The sequence below is a fragment of the Nannocystis bainbridge genome (genome assembly GCF_028368995.1).
Taxonomy (GTDB): Bacteria; Myxococcota_A; Polyangia; order Nannocystales; family Nannocystaceae; genus Nannocystis; species Nannocystis bainbridge.
In genome coordinates this window covers 524,986-543,564 of record NZ_JAQNDL010000002.1, presented here as the reverse complement: position 1 = coordinate 543,564, position 18,579 = coordinate 524,986, and the positions used below count along the sequence as shown (strand labels likewise).

At 71.0% G+C, this 18,579-nt stretch carries 10 protein-coding genes and 3 tRNA genes; 4 read left to right on the top strand and 9 right to left on the bottom strand.

Annotated features, from left to right (window positions below; translation table 11 throughout):
• The first annotated feature begins 170 nt into the window (after positions 1 to 170).
• On the top strand, positions 171 to 1,532 hold the full coding sequence (locus POL25_RS19820; protein ID WP_272087671.1) for a serpin family protein: 1,362 nt from the start codon (positions 171 to 173) through the stop codon (positions 1,530 to 1,532).
• A 205-nt stretch (positions 1,533 to 1,737) separates the two neighbouring features.
• Here the strand turns inward: POL25_RS19820 and POL25_RS19815 are convergent, their stop codons facing one another.
• The 8 genes from POL25_RS19815 to POL25_RS19780 all read right to left on the bottom strand — a co-directional run bounded on the left by POL25_RS19815 (position 1,738) and on the right by POL25_RS19780 (position 16,539).
• Positions 1,738 to 2,853, bottom strand: a complete 1,116-nt coding sequence (locus POL25_RS19815) for a hypothetical protein (protein WP_272087670.1) — start codon at positions 2,851 to 2,853, stop codon at positions 1,738 to 1,740.
• Between the two features lie 149 nt (positions 2,854 to 3,002).
• Entirely contained in the window at positions 3,003 to 4,664 is a 1,662-nt protein-coding gene (locus POL25_RS19810; RefSeq protein ID WP_272087669.1) for a metallophosphoesterase, read from the bottom strand.
• Between the two features lie 239 nt (positions 4,665 to 4,903).
• Positions 4,904 to 5,632 carry an SMI1/KNR4 family protein gene (locus POL25_RS19805; protein WP_272087668.1) on the bottom strand — a complete coding sequence of 243 codons (729 nt, stop codon included), beginning with the start codon at positions 5,630 to 5,632 and terminating at the stop codon, positions 4,904 to 4,906.
• An 8-nt stretch (positions 5,633 to 5,640) separates the two neighbouring features.
• Positions 5,641 to 6,786, bottom strand: coding sequence for a PAAR-like domain-containing protein (locus POL25_RS19800; protein ID WP_272087667.1), 1,146 nt, complete (start codon positions 6,784 to 6,786; stop codon positions 5,641 to 5,643).
• Between the two features lie 231 nt (positions 6,787 to 7,017).
• Positions 7,018 to 7,326 (bottom strand): hypothetical protein, encoded by a 309-nt coding sequence (locus tag POL25_RS19795; RefSeq protein ID WP_272087666.1) that lies wholly within the window; start codon positions 7,324 to 7,326, stop codon positions 7,018 to 7,020.
• 167 nt (positions 7,327 to 7,493) lie between these two features.
• A complete protein-coding gene (locus POL25_RS19790) occupies positions 7,494 to 9,494 on the bottom strand; it encodes a D-arabinono-1,4-lactone oxidase (RefSeq protein ID WP_272087665.1) in 2,001 nt (666 codons plus the stop codon).
• Between the two features lie 23 nt (positions 9,495 to 9,517).
• Entirely contained in the window at positions 9,518 to 12,616 is a 3,099-nt protein-coding gene (locus POL25_RS19785; protein WP_272087664.1) for an NAD(P)-binding protein, read from the bottom strand.
• 26 nt (positions 12,617 to 12,642) lie between these two features.
• Positions 12,643 to 16,539, bottom strand: a complete 3,897-nt coding sequence (locus POL25_RS19780; protein ID WP_272087663.1) for a serine/threonine-protein kinase — start codon at positions 16,537 to 16,539, stop codon at positions 12,643 to 12,645.
• A 628-nt stretch (positions 16,540 to 17,167) separates the two neighbouring features.
• Here POL25_RS19780 and POL25_RS19775 point away from each other — a divergent pair.
• The 3 genes from POL25_RS19775 (at position 17,168) to POL25_RS19765 (ending at position 17,468) form a co-directional block, all read left to right on the top strand.
• Positions 17,168 to 17,254 (top strand) — tRNA-Ser (locus POL25_RS19775).
• A 39-nt stretch (positions 17,255 to 17,293) separates the two neighbouring features.
• Positions 17,294 to 17,377 (top strand) — tRNA-Ser (locus POL25_RS19770).
• Between the two features lie 7 nt (positions 17,378 to 17,384).
• A tRNA-Ser gene (locus POL25_RS19765) sits at positions 17,385 to 17,468 on the top strand.
• A 34-nt stretch (positions 17,469 to 17,502) separates the two neighbouring features.
• Here the strand turns inward: POL25_RS19765 and POL25_RS19760 are convergent.
• Entirely contained in the window at positions 17,503 to 18,495 is a 993-nt protein-coding gene (locus POL25_RS19760; protein ID WP_272087662.1) for a polysaccharide deacetylase family protein, read from the bottom strand.
• Positions 18,496 to 18,579 lie beyond the last annotated feature (84 nt).

Here is an 18,579-nt window from a genome sequence, read left to right as displayed (position 1 = left end):
GACCTTCGAGGCTGCACGCCCCCACGCACGATGGCCGCGCGCGGCTGAGTCCGGTGACCTGGCGCCCTGTCGCCCGCGCCTGGGCGCGCAGCCCCCCGTCGCCGTCCTGCCAGGCGACAGCCCCTCGCAGGCGCGCTCGTGCGCGGCGACTTGCGGCACCATCCTTCTTCATGTCGCAGCGAGACCCCCGCCTCTTGTTCGTCTGCGTCGCCCTGGTCGCTTGCGACACCACGGCGGCGCCCTCGGAGCCCGCCCCGCTCGCCACCGTCGCCGCCCCGGCCGCCATCCCCACCGCGCCGCCGACCCCCACGCCGGCCGCCGACAGGACCGTGCTCGCCGCCGAGGCCCCGCCCTCCGAGCCGGTCAAGCCCGCGCCTGCGCCGGTCGTCAAGGGCCACAACGCCGAGCTCAAGCAGGCTCTCGGTCGCAGCATCAACGAGCTCACCATCGACCTCCAGCGCAAGCTCGCCAAGCAGCCCGGCAACCTGCTCTTCTCGGGCATGAGCGTCTCGGTCGCCCTGGCGATGTTGCACGCCGGCGCCAGCGGGGCCACCGAGCGCGAACTGGCCGACGTCCTCCACCTCGACGGCCTGACCGGCGATGTCCACACCGCCCTGGCCCACCTCGCCGCTCGCTGGAATCACCCCAGCGCTCACGTCAGCCTCGTCACCGCCAGCCGGGTGTTCGGCGATCGCAGCCACGACTTCAAGCCCGAGTACCTCGACCTCACCCGCAAGGTCTTCGCATCGCCGCTCGGCACGCTCGACTTCGCCGGCGACCTCGTCGGCGCGCGCGATCACATCAACGGCTGGGCCCGCGAGGAGACCGACGCCGCGATCGACCAGATCCTCAGCCCCGAGGCCCTGACCGCCGCCACCCGCCTGCTCGTCACCGACGTCGCCGCCTTCAAGGCCGACTGGCTCGAGCCCTTCGACCCGAAGGCGACCGAGCCGGTGCTGTTCTACGGCCACCAACGCAAGGAGCCGGTGCCGATGATGCGCAGCGTCCAGCGCCTCTCCACCACTTTGGGCCTGGCCGGCAAGCTGCGCTTGCTCGAGCTGCCGTACCGGGGCGGCGAGTACAGCATGATCATCCTCCTGCCCTCGACCCGCGGCGGCCTCGAGGACGTCGAGAAGGGCTTCGACTACGAGCGGCTGCAGGGCTGGATCGACGCCGCCAAGCCGGCCCCGATCGACCTCCAAATGCCGCGCTTCAGCCTCGACAGCACCCTCGACCTGGCCCCGGTGGTCGCCAAGCTCGGGGCCGCGCGGGTGTTCGACGCCCGCCGCGCGGAGCTCGACGCGATGGCCAGCGAGAAGAAGCTGGCGCTCGAAGCCGTGCACCACCGGGCGCGCCTCACCGTCGAGGAGCGCGGCGCCGACGGCTCGCCGCCCAGCGCGATCGAGATCGCCGTGGGCGGCGCACCGACCAGCCCGACCCCGTTCCTGGTCGACCGCCCGTTCCTGTTCTACATCCGCGACGTGCGGAGCGGCGTGCTGCTGTTCTACGGCCGCGTCACCGATCCTGCGTGACGCCCGTCGTCGCGCCCGCGACCCGCGGCGGCGGCCCCAAGAGCTCCAAGGGCCAGCACGACCTGCTCCTCGGCTCGTTCTCGCCGCGAGCGTCGAATGTCCCGAAGGACATGCCCTCGAAACCATGTCGATTCGGACATGCTCGAATAAGCATGTCCGAATCGCCATGTCATCCGCGTCGTCCGTCGCCGACGAGCCTCGGCGCTCAGAGCTCCAGGACCAGCACCAGCGAGCTCGGGTGGCCGAAGCCGCCCTGCTTGATGCCCACCGCGATCCAAGGCTCGCTCGGGTGGGCGGCCAGCGACCTCGGCGTGCCCGGAGCCGGCAGCGTCCACGCCCCGAGCTGCTGCGCGCCCTGCCACAGCCGCAGCCGCCCGCCCGCGTCGACGCTGACCCACCGCGTCTCGTCGTGCAGCGTGCAGATCGCCACCACGCTGTCGCGGGTGTACGTCGCCCACGCCAACGCCGCCACAGCCTCCTGCACCTTCGGCGTCGTCGGCAGCGCCGGCTCGATGTTCGCGAGCGGCGCGCCCGGGACCGCCAGCCGCTCCTGTCGCAGCGTCTCGGCCCACGACCAGCGATCGAGCTCGCCCCGCAGGCCGCCGGTCAGAAACCCGTCCTCGCCCGGCAGCGCCGCGATCGCCGTCACCCGCGGACAACCTTCGATGGGGATGGTCTCGCACGGCCCCTCGCCGGCGAGCGGCGCCGAGATCAATCCCTCTGCGGCTCTCCCCGACTCGCGCAACCCGCTGTCCGCGCGCCACTCGGCCAGCGCGAGCGAGCCGCCGCCGCCGGTGAGCGCCCGCCCGCGCCGCACCACCACGCGGCTGTGCGTGAGGTGATGCCGGCGATCGTCGGCGCGGCAGGCGAAGCGCGGCGAGAACCGCCGCACGGCGATGCACTGCTCGACCGAGCTCGCCCAGTGGCGCACGATCGTCGATTCGCCCGCCATCATCGCCCCCGTCGCGCAGGGGTCTCCCATCCTCCGCTGTCCGGCGGGCTCGAACGCGGCCGCGCGGCCGATCGACAGCCCGTCGACGGCGAACAGGATCGTCGGACCCGGCCCCAAGCTCGATCCACGGGTCACCGCCACCAGGTAGCGATCGTCGGCCGAAAAATAGACACCGGCGACCGACGGCGGCCCGTAGCCGCGCTGCGGCCCCATCGGCGTGACCGCCACCTCCCCGCTGTCGAGGCGCGCGAGCGAGATCCCACCCTCCCCGTACCAGGCCCCGCCCCCGACCGCGAGCCGCGTCCCGTCGTTGGCGAACATCAGCGAATAGGGCGCCCACGGGGTGCGAATGGCGTGCAGGACTCGCATCACGACCTCTCGCTCAAGATGCCACGGACGCGCAATCGCGGCCAGCGAACCTCGGTAGAGCGAGGTGGGCCGAACCGCGCGCCGATGCACCGGCGGAGCGCTCGAAGCCCGGCGGGACGAGGCACATGTCCTTCAGGACAGACTCGCCGTCACTCCGGCGCCGCGATCCACAGCGCCACGTTGCGCTGATCGGGCCCGGTGCCGCGGCCGTCGTTCTCCCAGCCCGACGTGAAGTCGGCGATCGCCAGCGTCCGGCCCATCTCGGCCACCGGATCGTCGTCGGTGATCATGTCGAACGCGCGGGCCTGGATCGTCAGCGCGCCGTTGTCCTGATCCCACACCTCGAGCACCCGCATCTGCGACGGGAAATCGTTGAGCGACGGCGTCACCATCTCCCAGTACGCGTGGCCCCCGGCCGGCTGCATCGCCTCGACCATCAGCCGGTGCGTGTGCGCGGCAAGGTGCAGGATCACGTTGTCGTAGCTGCCGAGGAACTCCTGCCATTGCACCGCCGTCAGCGCGTCGTCGTACTTGGTGCCGATGCCGAACTCCTGGCCGTCGCCGAGGCTGCCCGAGCGGTGGTGCGACGTCACGATCACCCACTTGTCGTCGGCCACCGCCTGGTCGAGCGTCGGCCCGATGATCGCCTCGAGGTCGACCGCCCGGATCAGCCCCTGGCTCGATCCCTTCAGCGACGACGTGTTGAGGACGAAGAAGCGCAGCGGCGTGCCCGCGACGTCGAAGGTGTAAAACGCCCGCCCGAGCTCGACCGCCGCCGCGTCGAGCCCGTGGCCGTCGCCGTCGCCCGCGACCCACGCGACCTGCTCCGGCTCGGTGAGGAACGCCCGCGCCGGGTCGGCCGGCACCATGCCCTTGACGATCGGCGCCCCCGGCTGCCCGTAATCCCGGGTCCCTCCGACCGACGCGTCGCCGATCGGCTCGCTGAAGTCGAGGATCCCAAACGTGCCCTGGCGCAGCACGTCATGATTGCCGGCCACCCACCGCCACGGCACGTCGAGGCCCACCGGCGCGAACCGGTCCTTCGGATCGTTGTCGGGCCCCGGCAGCGGATCGTCGTCGATCGCCGAGTCGCACTCGACCGCCGGCGCCCCGTTCAAGATCCCAAGGAACCACTCGAGCTCATTGGTCTGGGCGTTGTCGGTGTTGTCACCGCCGAGCAGCACGAAGTCGAGCGGGTCGTCGACGTGCAGGGCGTTGATCGTGCGCACCCCCGCGTTGAGCATGCGGCACACGTGGCCCTCCTGCGGCCGAAACGCGCCGCCCGAGACCTCGTCGAACGAGGCCAGCCGCGCCGGCGACTCGTCGTCCGCGAGCTGGGTGTCGGCCAGATGGACGAAGCGCACCAGCAGCTTCGGCGCCGCGCCCGGCGTCGGCGGCTCCGCGTCGTCGAGCGTGCGCGGCAGCACCGGCTCGCCCGCCGCGAGCATGACGTCGCCGTAGCCCTCGGCCAGCGCGGTCGCCACGTCGGCCGGCAGCCGCAGGTCGAGCAGCTTGTCCTCGTCGACCGGGTGCGTCGGCACGCGCACCACCTCGTCGGTCAGCGGCACCGGCCCCTCGAGCGGCGCCAGCGGCTCGGGCAGCGGCTCGCTGGTGCTGGTGGTGCTGTCGTCGCCCGTGGTGCCGGTGGTAGTCGGATCGGGCAGCTCGCCGCTCGAAGTCGTGGTGGTGCCCGTCGGCGCCGTCGTGCCGGTCGCCTCGCTGCCGCTGCTGGCGTCGTCGGTCCCGCCGGCCGTGGGCGGGCTACAAGCGGCGAACAAGACGAGGACCGGGGCGAGGCGGCGCGCGGACATACAACCCCCACCATACACAAGCCGGCGCCCCAGCGGACGCAGCCATCACCGCCGTCACCATCCGCAGGTCACATGCGCGCAAACGTCGCTCAAACGCGGGCATCGCCGGGCCCGCGAATGCACGTCCCCACCGCAGCGACGCGGGCCAGCGTTCCATGGTGGGTCTGCACACGGTGCGGCGGCCTTACATGACGCCAGGATGAGATGGCGCCGGCAGGATTCTGCCTTTCACGCCCGCGCTATGGCGCAAGCGGAGGGAACCATTCTCTCACGTTGACCTTCAGGGCCGTCTCGCAAGCGATCGCGCCCAGGATCCGGCGCAGGCCGCCCGCATCGGCGGCGCCCATGCGAAACGTGTGAATATCGGTCTCGAGACCGGGAGTGGCGCGAGTCACCACGGCCCCTCGCGGTCCGCGAAACAAGCCGCAATGCGAGCCGGTCGCAATCGGGCTGGCGAAGCCGAGGTTGGTCAGGACGGGCACGAGGCGCGCCAGGACATCGCCTTCGGGATCATAGAAGTTGCCGACGCAACGTTGCCCGAGCTCCTCGACGTGCAGCGCCAGGACATTTCCCCACGCGAACATCTCTCGCAGGGTCTCGAACTGATGGTGAAATTCGCCGCCGAGCACGTGGTTCTTGGTCACGCGAGCATCGTCCCGTGCAAGGCAATCGAGATCGTAGAACACGTGCAGGGGCATCATCTCGTCCCCCTCATGGCCAATCATCAGGAACCGCGAATCCGGATGAACAAGCCGTTTGGAATAGGCAGCGAGCACCGCCTTGGCCGTGAAGTCGATCGTCGGATACTCGAAGGGGCCCATATGGCCTCCCATGCGCAGCAAGAACCAGCGATAGAACCGCGGCAAGGGCCGACCGGCGAGCGCCTCGATATGTTCCACCTCGCCTTCCGTCGCCCCGACCACCTGCGCTTCGAAGTCAGGCACGAGGCTGCGGTACAGCGCTTCCATCTCCGGCTCTAGCTCTTGTGTTCGCATTCCGCCTTACCTCCCGCGCAGAGCAGCAACGGCACGAGCAGCTCGCATGCCCCGCAGGGCGGCACCGTGTCGCCGTGCTTGAACTTTGCGACGACCTCCATACGCGCGCCGCCGCGAGCATCCACATACCGGATCGGCGCCTGCGTCTTGCTCTTCCTGCTGCTGTACCACTTCTCCGTCATCGCCGCCGCCAGGGCGCCGTCGTCCATCAGCAACAGGAGCGTCTTCTGCGCTGCGCAAGTGCCGGGCGGGTAAGCGGCTGGCCCCGACCGCTGCCTGTCACTCTCTGCAGCGCGCTGACTGGCATCCTCCCAGGTCTCGCGAAAGAGCGGCGAGTTCCCGAGGTGCGCGCCGATCCGCTCCCGCACCGTCTTGAGAGACTCCAGATAGGCCCTGTCGAGCACCGGCCTTCCGTGGCGATACGACAGCGTCACGTCCGCCGGGTGCTTCATCCCCTCGGCTGCCTTGCAGAACTCGATGGTCGTCGCCGCCGACTGGTCCGCGTATTTCTTCCCGCATTTGCACGCCACGATTCCGAGCATCGTGCTCACGGGCAGCTTGTCGTCCGGGCCTCGCGCCTCCACCTCGTCGATGATCGGCCGGACCTCCGCCTCGAATCTCGCAGCCAGCCCCCCTGCGTCGAGCTTCGTCTGCGGCGACTCGCTCAGCTCTCCGTGGCTCTTCTCGCAGATCGGGCACGGCCCGGCTTCCACCGCTGTCACCATCCCGCTGGTTTGGATCACCCCGAGCAGCGTCGCCGCGTTCGCGGGCGTCCCGCTCGGTCCGCAGTTGTTGAGCATCGGGTCGCTCAGCAGCTGCACGTTCTTGCCCTCGATCTTGACGTCCATCGATCCGGGCCCGACGAACTTCGTCGGCCCGTGCGTGTTGTTCGACACGATCCCGCCGCCGGTCGCCTTGCTCGCCATGTCGCCGGTCGAGCCGAAGCTCGCGCCCTTGATCGCCACCTTCTTGCCGGCGATCCGGACCTGCTGCGAATAACCCTTCGGCGAGTCGCCGCTCTTGCCGATGTTGGGCAGCGGCGTCGGCACGAACGGCGCCGGCGGCCCGGGCATCTTGCACACGTTCGGCACCGTCGCGGCGGCCACGCCGCTGCTGCCCGCGGTCACCGGCGTCTTGGGAGGGTTGACGGACACGCTCACGATGTCGCTCCTTCGGCCTCGCGCGCGCGCTCGCTCGCGCAGGAGAGCCGTCATCATAGCCGCGAGCCCCCGGCCGCGCACCGGCCCACGCGCCGCTCCCCTGCGCCCTCGGGCAAAGCTCCCTGGCTGGACGTTCGCCACCGACGCGAACGGGGGGCTCACTGGCCCATCGCTTCGAGGTCGAAGGCCCCGCGCGCCTCACCGCGGCCCGTCGGTCGGCCGCGTGCCGTACAGCTGGAAGCTCGGGATCGGCGGCCGCTTCGGCGGGCTGCGGATCTGCGTCGACGGCTCTGGATCCGCATCGTCGCCGCTGAACGTGATCACCTGCGCGCTCGCATGCTCCGACCCCGGCCCAGCGGCCTCGACCTCCGGCGCTGGCGCAGCGGCCTCGACCTCCGCCGGCTGCGGCTGCTCTGCCAGCCCGGGCGTCTCTGCCACCTCTCTGCCGCGGGCGTGGCCGCAGGCGATCGAGACCAGGACGAGGGCGAGCAGCGCGCGGACGGGCATGCCCTTGCGAACGCCCCGCCACCCGCGAAGTTTCGCACGGCCACGCGCGCGGGAGCCGCCCGCTTCGCGGCTCGCCGCCACAACCACTTCACCTCGCGTCGTTCGGGAGCCCCAATCACAAGCCCCCAAGGACATGCCCTTTACGACATGTCCTTCGGGACTCGTCCTCACACCGCCCGCAGCGGCGCATGGAACCGCGCCACCCGGTCGAGGATCTCCTCGAAGCCCAGGTGCTGCGACGGCGACGCCGGCACGTAGTGCAGCAGCCCCGTCGAAGGATCGTGCTCGAGCGCCAGCAGGTTGACCTCGCCGTGCTCGTTGAGCAGGAACGCCGCCCCGGCCGCCAGGTCGTGATAGAGCTCCATGCTCTCCGCCTGCATCGGCCGCGTCGGCGTCGCGTGTTCGACGTTGGCCAGCGGGAACGCCCGGCGCGGCGGCACGGCCGGCATGGCCAAAAAGCGCCCCGCAGGCGCCCCGCGCAGCCGCGTCTCGCCGGCCACCGCCTGCCCGCTGAAGAAGCCGCGCAGGTAATCGTTGGTGAACGTCGCCCCGTCCGGATCGATGCGGTCGCGCACCGCCAGGAACTGCTCGAGTCGGCTCGGCTCCGCCCCGGTCTTCGCCGCCAGGATCGTGTGCACGTATTCGTCGATGCCCGGCACGCTCCCCAGGTACTTGCCCCAATTGGGCAGGCCGCCCCACTTCTTCCAGCCGAGCCCGTGCGCCGGCTTGTAGAACTCGCGGTTGAACGCCAGGTAGTGGTCGGTCAGATCGCCGTGCGAGTAGCTGAGGTACTCGAAGTAGCAGGTGTGCTGCGACGAGCCGGCCGGCGCGAACGCGGGCGACAGCGTCGCCTGGCTGTTGCGGACGAACCGCGCGTGGGCGTTGAGGTTGATCGGGTACTCGGCGTCGCCCTCGCTGCCGCTGCGCCACGCCTCCATGCGATCGACCAACTGATAGAACGCCGCAACCACGTCGGCGAAGCCCTGCGCCCCGTCCATCGGCAGCGTGAACTCGAGGTCGAGGAAGCTGCGGAAGTAGTGTTTCTGATACAGGAACGCGTCGGGCGGGCTCAGCACGACCGGGTCGCTGAAGTGGTTCTTCCACTTCATCGTGTGCAGCGCGAAGTTCGACATCGCCGGCACCACCCGCGGCAGGCGATCGATGACGGGGCCGATCGCCCCACCGGCCAGGGCCAACACCCCGAATGCGTCGTTCCACAGATCGACGAAGGTCGCGTCGCCGCTGACCGGCTCGCTCGTGCGGTCGAGCATCATCACCCACAGCGTGTCCTGCTCCGGCCCCGCGGGCACCGGGGTGAGCCCCTTCATCGTATAATTATTGTAGGGGAACCAAAAAATCTCGACGTAATCGTGGCCCTCGATCAGGCGCTGCAGCTTGGATGGATCGGCGCGGTCGAACACGTCGGTCACCGGCACGAACGCGTTCGAGACGCGCAGGTTGAACGGCTCGGCCGGCAGCTGGAACACGATGCGCGCCAGCACCCCGAGCGCGCCCTGGTTCACGCGCACGACGTTCATCAGCGCGGCCGGATCGAGCCCCAGCGCCTCGAACCCCGGCGGGCTCGAATCGGCGGTGAAGCTGAGCACGCTGCCGTCAGGCCCCACCACGTCGAGGCCGTAGACCAGCTCGGCGATGGTCGGCTCGGACCAGCCGGTGCCGTGGCAGCCGTTGGCCACGAAGCCGCTGAGGGTGATGTCGGGCGCCGGACCCTGGGTCGGCAGCGGCGCGCCGAGCTGCTGCGCCAACCTTGCGAAATCGCCCTGGCACATGCCGGCGGGCACGCTGATCCGCCGATACGTGCGACCGTCGGCGCCGGTCACCGTCGAATGAAAGATCTCGAGGCAATTGCCGGTCCCCGACCCGCCGCACACGTGCTCGTCGTTGGGGGCCAGCAGGCTGGTGTTCACCGAGGTATCGGCGGTCACGATCGCCGGGTTCCACGAGTGGCCGCTGCCGCGCGCGCGCACCTGCTTGCGCGCGGCGTGGGCCGCTCGCACGAGCTCGCGCAGCTCCACGAGGCAGCGCGGCGACGCGGCCGTCGCGGGCGTGAAGCTGATCGTCTCCGACCAGTTGCTCTGGGTCGTGTCGCGCGAGGCGGCGGCCGCGGGCGCGAGGTCGATGTCGTTGCCGGTGCGATCGTCGGTCATGGCATTTCCTCCCTTTGGATGGCTCAGAAGCCTGGCCGCCATACGGTGCGCGGCTCGTTGCTGATCGCCCGCGCGGCCAGCATGCCCGAGGCGGTCGCTGCCTCGACGCAGCCGCAGTTGAGATCGGTGCGCGTCCAGTCGCCGCACAGCAGCAGGCCCTTGACGCCCGACTCGGCCTGGCCGAGGCGCAGCCCGATCGAGCCCGGCTGGCTCAGGACGTACAGGTTCGAAGGCTCGACGTCGGCGATCAAATGCTGCCACTCGAGCCGCGCGGCGCCGATGAGCGGCTCACCCTCGACCACGAGATCGTCGAGGAACCCGCCGAAGCTGTCCGGCGTGCTGCTGCCGTCATAGAACTCGGCGTAATGATCGCCGAGCCACTGCGTGACCTTGGCGACCCATTGCGCCTGGATCCGCCGCGGATATTCGGGCCCGCACTCGGGCGGCAGCGGCGGCTTGCCGGCCACCGAGGCCCCGGTGAAGTACGAGAGCAGGTGCGGCCCCGGGGCCTGCCACTCCTCGTGGGCGATGAGCGGCGTAAAATCGCCGTAGCTCGGCTCGGGCTGGGCGAAGCAGGTAAGGAGGCCGCGCGGCGCCCCGGCGATCAGCGCCCCCGCGTTGGGCTTGAGCCACAGCTGGAACGACATCGTCTGCGTCACGGCGATGCCGTCGATCATCCGCTTCCACGCCGGATCGGCGTCGGACCGCGTGGGCCGGGTCAGCGGCGAGTCGATCAGCGGCAACGCGCCGAGCGGGACCCCGAGCACGCACAGGTCGAACCCCTCGCCGCGCTCGAGCTGGACCGGCGTGGCCCGGGTGTTGCGACCGGCCTGCCACGAATCATAGAAGTCGATGTTGTGCTCGCGGTACCAGTCGCCGTCGACGAGCTGCGACCAGTCCGGATCGAGCGGCCAGTCGTGGAGCTCGGGCGGGTTGTTGGCGAGGTCGGGGATGACGAGCGGCTGATACGCCGCGGGCCCTCCCTTGACCTCGGCCTGTCGCTGCAGGTGCACGCGCACCAGCTCGCGCTGCTCGCCGCTGCCTGCGAGCTCGAGGCCGGTGACGGTGTGGAAGAACCGGACCTCGGCGCCCAGGCGCTGCAGCGCCAGGTAGTACGGGGTCATCATCGTCTGCGCGCAGCTGTACTCGAAGCGGTAGGCCGGCGCGCCGCGGTAGCCGAGGCTCTCGAGCAAGAACCACCGCGTGGCCACGCCGGCGGCCAGGTTGGCCGGGCGCACGGCGGTGTCGAGCAGCTTGCAGGCGTCCTTGGCCGGGTCGGCGTCCTGGTGCGAGAACAGGGTCTCGTAGACCTGATCGATGACGGCCCACGACTCGCCGGCGGCCTCGTGCAGGCCGTTGGCCTTGAGCCAGTCGCGGAAGTCCGAGCCGTCGAGCTCCGACAGGTTCTTCACCGGGTTCTTGAGCAGGCCGACGGCGATCGTCAGCATCGTGTCGGCGCCGGTCCACAAGAACCACAGGTACGTCGGCAGCGAAGGCGTGGCGCGGACCCGATTGGCGAGGTTGTCGCGCACCTTCTCGACCTCGGCGGCGATGAAGTCGTCGATGCCGCCGAGGTCGGCCTCGTAGATGTCCTCCGCGGCGCGCACGACCAGCCCGACGATCGCGCTGCGCAGCCGCTGCAGCACCGAGGCGTGCGCGTCCATGCCGTCGGCGAGGCCGGCGTGCGCGTCGGCCATCGCCGAGAAATGTTCGAGGGCCCGCCGCGCCAGCGCCTCGACGGCCATCAGCAGCGCGTGCCCGCCGGTCGACGAGGCCGTCGGCGAAGGCGTCGGCGCCACCGCCGAGGGGCTCGGCAGCGGACAGTACGACCATTCACCGCGGTGATGCACCATCAGGCCGTTGTGGTGCTCGGCGTAGAAGGCGTTCTGGTACAGCGCCTCGCCGACCTCGGGGCTGGCGAAGCCGTCGTGATAGGCGTCCTGCACCGCCGTGAAGGCGTTGTGATAGAAGCCGAGGAACGCGTGCAGGCCGTGCTCCTCGACCCGCCAGGCCTTGTCCGGGTTGCGCCACGACTGGCACTTGCCGCCGAGGCGATAGCCGGTGGTGTAGAGCGTGACCTGGTAGCGATCGGTCTGGCGCGCGAGGTACAGCGCGGCGACGCAGGCCGAGGGCCCGCCGCCGAACACCGCGACCCTGAGCTTGCGGGCGGCCGGCGGCCGCGGATAGCTGGCGTCGGCGCACGAGCCGGGCAGCGAGATGGCCTGCGGGCAGCGGATCCTGAACGCGCCCAGCTCCGCGTCGAGCAGGCTCGGCACGTGGTAGGTGCCCGGCGGGATGCCCGGCGGCGTCAACGAGGCGCCGATCGTGATCGTCGCCGCCAGCGGCTGGATCGTCGCGCCCGCCTTGTCGGCCTCGAGGGTGTTGTTGGCGGCCAAAAACGGGCCGGCGATCTTCGAGTCGAAGGAGTTGCGATCGACGATGTGCAGCGCCTGCGAGATGGTCGGCTGCTCGAACAATTGGCGGACGATGAGGAAGTTCTTGAAGTCGGCCGACGACTTCGGGCCCACGCCCGGGATCTCGGTGAACTCGCCGATCGCCGCCGGCGAGCTGCCGTCCTTCGGCGTGACGGTGAACCGCACCGTCGGGGCGCCGTCGCCGACGACGTCGAGCGTGCCCATCTGCTTCTCCCACCCATACATGTGCACGCCGAGCTCGCACGGGGCCAGCTCATTGAGATAGAGCCGCGGCATGTAGACGAACGGGCCGGGATAGGTGGCCTTCGGATCCGCGATCTGCACCCACGGCACGCCGATCAGCAGCTCATGGTAATCCATGGTGCCGAACCACGCGGGGAAGTTCTCGTGCGAGAAGAACAGATAGACCGGGTGATACTCGGCCGGCACGACCGGCTGCGGCGCCAGCTCGAGCCCCGCGGGCAACAATCGCCGCACCGTCGCCGCCGGCAATACGAGCACCGCGACGCGCGCGTCGAGGGTGCCCTCGGCCTGATAGCCGCTCAGCGTGCCCGGGGCGCCCGTCGGGTGATTGAAGAGCGAGGCCAGCTCGCCGCTGAGGGCGGCGGCCCGCGCGTGGGCGTCGGTGCCGCCCGAGTTTCGAGAAAGCGCAATGGCTAGTTCACGCGCACGCGAGAGGTCCTGCATCGCACAGCTCCTGATTGTGGTGGGGTCTAGGTGTGCCGGTCGAAGCCCGGCGCGATCATGTCGGTGAAGCGATCGGGGCGCAGGATCTGCTGCTCGGCCATCCAGGCGTCGGCGGCCTGCTGCTGGGCGCGACCCTCGTCGCCGCCGAGCAGCGCCGCCAGCCGGCGCCGGCACGCCGCGAGGTCGCTGGCCATGTTCAGGCGCTCGAACACGGCGACGGTGCGGCGCAGCTCGGTGGCCGCGAGCTCGAGCTTGCCCTCGAGCGCGGCGACGCTGGCGAGCGTGAGGTGGCCGTAGGCGTCCGCCATCGGCAGCGGCACGCGGAAGCACTGCTTGGCGGCCGCGCGGGCGATCTTCAGCAGCGGCTCCGGGTCCCGCGAGCGCGCGGCCAGGGCCAGCGCATTGGCGGCGCGCGAGCGGTAGAACTCGGCCTTCACGTACGGCACGCGGAAGAACGGGAACTTCTCGACGATCGCCGAGTCGGCCTGGTTCTGCCGCCACGCCTCCTCGGCCAGGCCGCGGTAGCGCAGCAGCTCGGTCTGCTTCGACGCGCAGTTGAAGAAATGCGCCTCGAATTTCTTGGGTGCGTTGCGACGGTACAGCTCGAGCTGCTCGTGAGCGGCGTCGGCCTGATCTTGCGCGAGGTGGACGTGGTTGCCGAGCACGCCGCGAGCGAAGCCCTCGACGTACGGGTTGGGCCGCTCGGCGCACTCGCGCAGCAGCCGGAACGCGACGTCGCCGAGCTCGCCGATCCGGCCGAGGTACAGCAGGACCATCATGCGATGCGCGTCCATCTGCGCGATCTCGTCCATCACGCCGGTGCACTGCTCGCGCAGGATGGCGATGCCGCGCTCGTACGAGGCCATCGCCGGCTCGAATCGACACAGCATCTGATGCGCGCCCGCCCGGTACTGTGCCAGCATTCCCAGCACGTACGGGCTGGCCTGGATCGGCGCCGAGGCCTCGAGGCTGTCGAAGATCGCGGTCGCGGCCGCGTCGGCGGCCCCGCCCTCCATCAAGGCCCGCAGGTAGGCCTCGTAGCCGATCGCCCGCGCGGCCCGCAGCGGATCGCCGCTCGCCAGCGCCAGCCGCAAGTGGCGGGCGTGGAACAGCGTCGAGCTGATGCCGTCGCTGTAGAGCAGGCCGCGCGTGGCCGTCCAGCAGACGTCGAGGCGCTGGGCGTCGCGCTCCGACAGGCGCGGACCGCCGGGCGGCGGCAGCACCAGCTTGCGGGTGGCGAGCAGCGCCCGCTGGCCGAGCAGCGCGACGATCGTCGAGGCGGTCCCGCGCGGCAGCGACAGGCCGACGCGCGGCAGCAATTCCTCGAGCACCGCGCGGCCCTCGTCGTGGTGCCCCGTCGAGAGGAAATGCGCGGTCGCCAGGCGCAACCACTCGGTCCGCTGGGCCTCGCTGGCGGAGGTGTCGTCGGCGTGGGCGGCGTCGGTGTAGACGCGCGCCGCGGCGTGCAGGCGCCCGGCGTTGGCCAGCGCTTCGGCCAGGTGCGCGCGCGTGTGCGTGGCCGTGGCGGCGTCGATGCCCCCGATCGACAGCGCGGCCCGGAACAGCTCGGCCGCCTGATCGAAGGCCAGCGCGCGGGCGGCCTCCAGCGCGGCCGCGAGGGTGAATTGCGTCGCGCGCTCGGTGTCGTTGGCGGCGCGGAAGTGGTGCGCCAGGGTGGCCGTGTCGGCCGCGCCGCTGCTCAGCAGCGCCTCGCCGATCGCCAGGTGGATCGCCGCCAGCTCGGAGCCCTGCGACTCGGCGGCCTCCTGCGCCGCGGCCTCGCGCACGCGATCGTGGTAGGTCTCGAGCACGTCGTCCTGCGACGCGTCGGCGATGCGGATCAAATGCTCGGCGCGCAGGCGGGCCAGCGTGCCGCGATCGACCGGGCCGGCCGCGGCGGCGACGATGTCGACCGCGAGCGTGCGCGGCAGCCGACCGCCGGCGACCGCGAGCACCTCGACCAGCCGCTTGGCCGACGGCGGCAGCCGCTGCAGGTGCGCGCGCAGCAGGCTGTCGAGGCTGAGGCCGGCCTCGTCGAGGCCGCCGTGGGCGAGCGCGTGGCGGACCAGCTCGCCGATGAAGAACGGGCTGCCACCGGCCTCGCGGGCGATCCGCGCGGCCACCGGATCGTCGACCGGCCCGCCGAGCAGGCGTGCGGCCAGAGCCAGCGACTGCTCGTCCGACAGCGGCCCGACCAATACCCGGCGCAGGCCGATGAACTCGGCCGCCTCGAGCGCCTTCCACAGGTGTGACAGCGGCGCGCGCGTGGTCTCGGTGCCCTCGCGGTGGCTGCCGAGCAGCGTGATCGGCGGCGGGTGCTTGCGCAGCAGGATCGACTCGAGCAGCAGCACGCTGTCGAGGTCGGCCCACTGCAGGTCGTCGAGCGCCAGCACCACCGGCCGGCGCGTGGCGATCCGCGTCAACAATGCGGCCAGCGAATCGGCGGCGCGGCGGCGGATCTCGATCGGATCGCAGCCCTCGAGCCACGCGTCGTCGAGATCGCGGATCGCCGGCACCGTGCGCAAGATCGGGAACAGGCGGGCCAGCGCCGCCAGATCGTCGGGGCGGGCGATCGCGGTCGCGTCGGCGTCGGTGTTGCAGAGGTAGAGGCTGAGCGCGTCGATCGCCGAGTCGAGCGCCTTGAACGGGATCGACTCGCGCTCCGAGCAGCTGCCGGTGAACGCGACCACCGCGTCCTCGCGGCGGGCCACGTCGAGCACGTGCTCGACCAGCGTGGTCTTGCCGAAGCCCGACGGCCCGCTGACGAACACCGCGTTGGTGCGGCCGGTCTGCGCCAGTTGATCGCGCAGCAGCCGGGCCTCGTGCTCGCGCCCGAGCAGCCCCTGGACCGTGAGCTCGATCGCAACCAGATCGCCGCGACCGAGCCGCACCAGCACGTCGCCGGCGCTCGGCCGCGCCGCGGGCTCGCGCGCCAGCAGGTCGAGGCACAGCTGCGCCAGGTGCGGCGGCACGCCGGCGCGCCGCGGCAGCGTCGGCGGCTCCATCAGCTTGCGCTCGAACACCTCGACCAGCGTGCGCCCGGCGTGGCGCGACTCGCCGTGCAGGCACTCCCACAGCACCTCGCCGGCGGCGTACCAGTCGGCGGCCGGGCCGGCGTCGTCGGAGCGGATCACCTGCTCCGGCGCCATGTAGAGCGGCGTCCCGAGCAGCGCGTGGTTCTCGCCGACGCTGTCGAACGAGGCGACCCGGCTCTCGCGCACGAGGCCGAGGTCGAGCACCACCACGCGGCCGGTCGGCGTGATCATCACGTTCGACGGCTTGATGTCGCGGTGGACCAGGCCATGGCGATGCACGCACGACAGCCCGCACGCCAGGCCGACCATCGCGTCCTGCAATCGTCGCAGCGCCGGCTCGTCGAGCGCGCCCTCGGCCAGCTCGTCGCGCACCGCGGACACGAAGTGGGCCCCACGCAGCAGCTCCATCGTGAAGAACGCCAGGCCCTGGCCGCCGCCGTCGTCGACGTGGACGAGGTCGTAGAGCGCGACGATGTTCGGGTGGACCACCGCCGACAGCGAGCGAAACTCCCGCTTGAACCGGTAGAGCCGCTCGGGGCTGGTGCCGCGAATGATCTTCAGCGCCACCGTGGTGCCGTCGGGCGCGCGCGCCTCGAACACCTGGCCCATGCCGCCCATCCCGAGCGGCCGCACCAGCTCGTGGCGGCCGATGTTCATCGGCATCGACCGCGCGTCGAACACGCTCGACGCGTCCTGTGACGACGTCGAGTCGAGGTGCGCGGGCATCCGCGCCCGGCCGGTCGAGGGGCCGCCGGTCATGCCCGCGCTCGGGCCGTCGACGGTGTCGGAGTCGACGGTCGCCTCAAGGCCCATGTCGCGGCGGCCCGCCACGCCGCCGGCGCGTTCGCCCGCCTTGGGCCCGGGCGATCCGCCGCCGTGGACTGCCATGCGGCCCCATGCGTACCTCACCGGCCCCGGCGGCGTCAACGCCCGCGCCCTGGGTAGATCGGCGCTGACCTGCGGGGACGCAGGCGTCTGCCGTCACGCCCGACGACGAGAATCTCCGGCGCGTGGCGCGTGGAGGCACGGACGAACTCGACGACGCGCCCGGCCCTCGCCGCCATGCGCTCGATCGTGCGCGCCCGTGCGGCCCCTGTCCGCGCGCCCGCGGCGGGCCGTCAATCATCGCAGTGCGTGCCGCCTCCCCTCGCATTGTCGCTCGCATCATTCATCGTCGAATTATGCGAAGGTCGCTTGACGCCCCGGCGACCCCATGATACATCGTCCGTATGTTGCCTCGTCGCACCGACCGGACCCGGAGTCCTCGATCCGTCAGCGGATTCGGGCGCTCCAGTTCGAGTTCACGCTAGCGTGGGCGCCTACGGGCGTTCACGCACCAGCGGCTCCGGAGGCGGCGCAAGGGCTCTACGCGGGGTTTCGCGGGCCAGGTCGGTCCTCATGCGATTGCGCATGAGCGGGCGACAGGGTCACGCCAAACACTCGTGGAAGTCCGCACCTGTGTGATTTGCGAATCGCACGGGCTGCGCTCGAATCGCCGCACCGGCTCGCGCGATATGGAAGGATGGCCGAGAGGCAAGGCTCCGGGGTGCTAACCCGTGGACGGGCCTGAAAACCCGCGCGCGTTCGATCCGCGCTCCTTCCGTCATTTCAGCGCGAGCCAGCGGCGCCCATTGTCCATTGCGGAGCGGTCGTCCAGCGGCTTAGGACACCAGCCTGGAAAGCTGGAGGGCGCAAGCCTGCGGGGGTTCGAATCCCTCCCGCTCCGCACACCTGGAAGAGCGGCCATTTGGTTTGGCAAACGGTCCCGAAAACCGTCGCGGGTGACACCGTAGCAGGTTCGATTCCTGTCTCTTCCGTCGAATGTCAGCACCACTCATTGTCGCGCGCCGGTCACTGGCTGGCCGCGAACAGCTCCTGCACGAACGCCGGCGGCTCCGGCTGCGTCTTCCAGTCGACCTGGTTGCGCCCGCGCGTCCAGTCCCAGCGGTACAGCCACGACACCCCGCCCTTGCCGACGAAGCGGTCGGCCTCCTGGTACGCCGGGTCTTTCAGCGCCTCCTCCAGCGTGATGAAGCGATAGTCGCGGCGTCGATAGATCGCCACCACCTCGTCGAAGTGCGCCGCGTTGATCTCGTTGGCGTGCAGCAGCAGCACGTGGCGGATCGGCCGGCCGAACAGCGCCTCGGTCGCGCGCTCGTGGAACTCCAGCGCGGCCTCCATCGACGCCACGTACGCCGCCCCGACCCGGGCCATCGTCTCCTCGTCGCCGCGCGTCTTCGCGTCGGTATAGACGAAGTTGTAGAGCCAGTCCGCGTTGTCGACCGTCACCGGCGCGACCGTGTAGCCGCGTTCGGCGAGGAAGCGATCGATCTCCGCGCGGATCTCGAGCGACGTGCCCGTGTGCAGGTACGGGTGCCGGAACCACCGCAGCCCCAGCCCGAGCGTCGCGTTGAGCGCCCGGATGTCCGGCTCGCCGCGCACGATGTCGGCCTCGTACTCGTTCACCGGCGTCGCGTGCAGCGACGGGTGCGAGAACGTGTGGTTGCCGAGCTCGATGCCGGCGTCCGTCCACAGCTTCAAGATCTTCAGGCGCTCCGTCTTCGCCGGCCCGTCCTCCAGCTTGGACCCGTTGACGAACCCGACCACCGGCACCGCGCCCGCCTGGAAGTGCCCCAGCAGCGCGCGCGTCATCGCCTCGGTGCGTACCAGCTCGAGGTCGCGGCCGCCGATGATCAGGTCGTCGAACGTCACGGCCACCGCCGGCGTGTCCTTCGCCGCGGGCGTCGTCTTCGCCGCGCTCGTCGGCGCCGTCACCGGCGCTTTGCTGGGCGTGCACGCGATCACGAGGGTGAGCAGGACGACGACACGCGGACGCTTCGGCACCACGCGACAGTACCAGGCCGCGCGCGCGCCGGTGAGACGCCGTGCACGTCGCTCGCGTGCCGTTCGTGGCGTCGGCGGTCAAGA

Coding starts and splice junctions, on each gene's coding strand:
- POL25_RS19820 (WP_272087671.1), top strand. CDS start 171: ATGTCGCAGCGAGACCCCCGCCTCTTGTTCGTCTGCGTCGCCCTGGTC.
- POL25_RS19815 (WP_272087670.1), bottom strand. CDS start 2,853: ATGCGAGTCCTGCACGCCATTCGCACCCCGTGGGCGCCCTATTCGCTG.
- POL25_RS19810 (WP_272087669.1), bottom strand. CDS start 4,664: ATGTCCGCGCGCCGCCTCGCCCCGGTCCTCGTCTTGTTCGCCGCTTGT.
- POL25_RS19805 (WP_272087668.1), bottom strand. CDS start 5,632: ATGGAAGCGCTGTACCGCAGCCTCGTGCCTGACTTCGAAGCGCAGGTG.
- POL25_RS19795 (WP_272087666.1), bottom strand. CDS start 7,326: ATGCCCGTCCGCGCGCTGCTCGCCCTCGTCCTGGTCTCGATCGCCTGC.
- POL25_RS19790 (WP_272087665.1), bottom strand. CDS start 9,494: ATGACCGACGATCGCACCGGCAACGACATCGACCTCGCGCCCGCGGCC.
- POL25_RS19785 (WP_272087664.1), bottom strand. CDS start 12,616: ATGCAGGACCTCTCGCGTGCGCGTGAACTAGCCATTGCGCTTTCTCGA.
- POL25_RS19780 (WP_272087663.1), bottom strand. CDS start 16,539: ATGGCAGTCCACGGCGGCGGATCGCCCGGGCCCAAGGCGGGCGAACGC.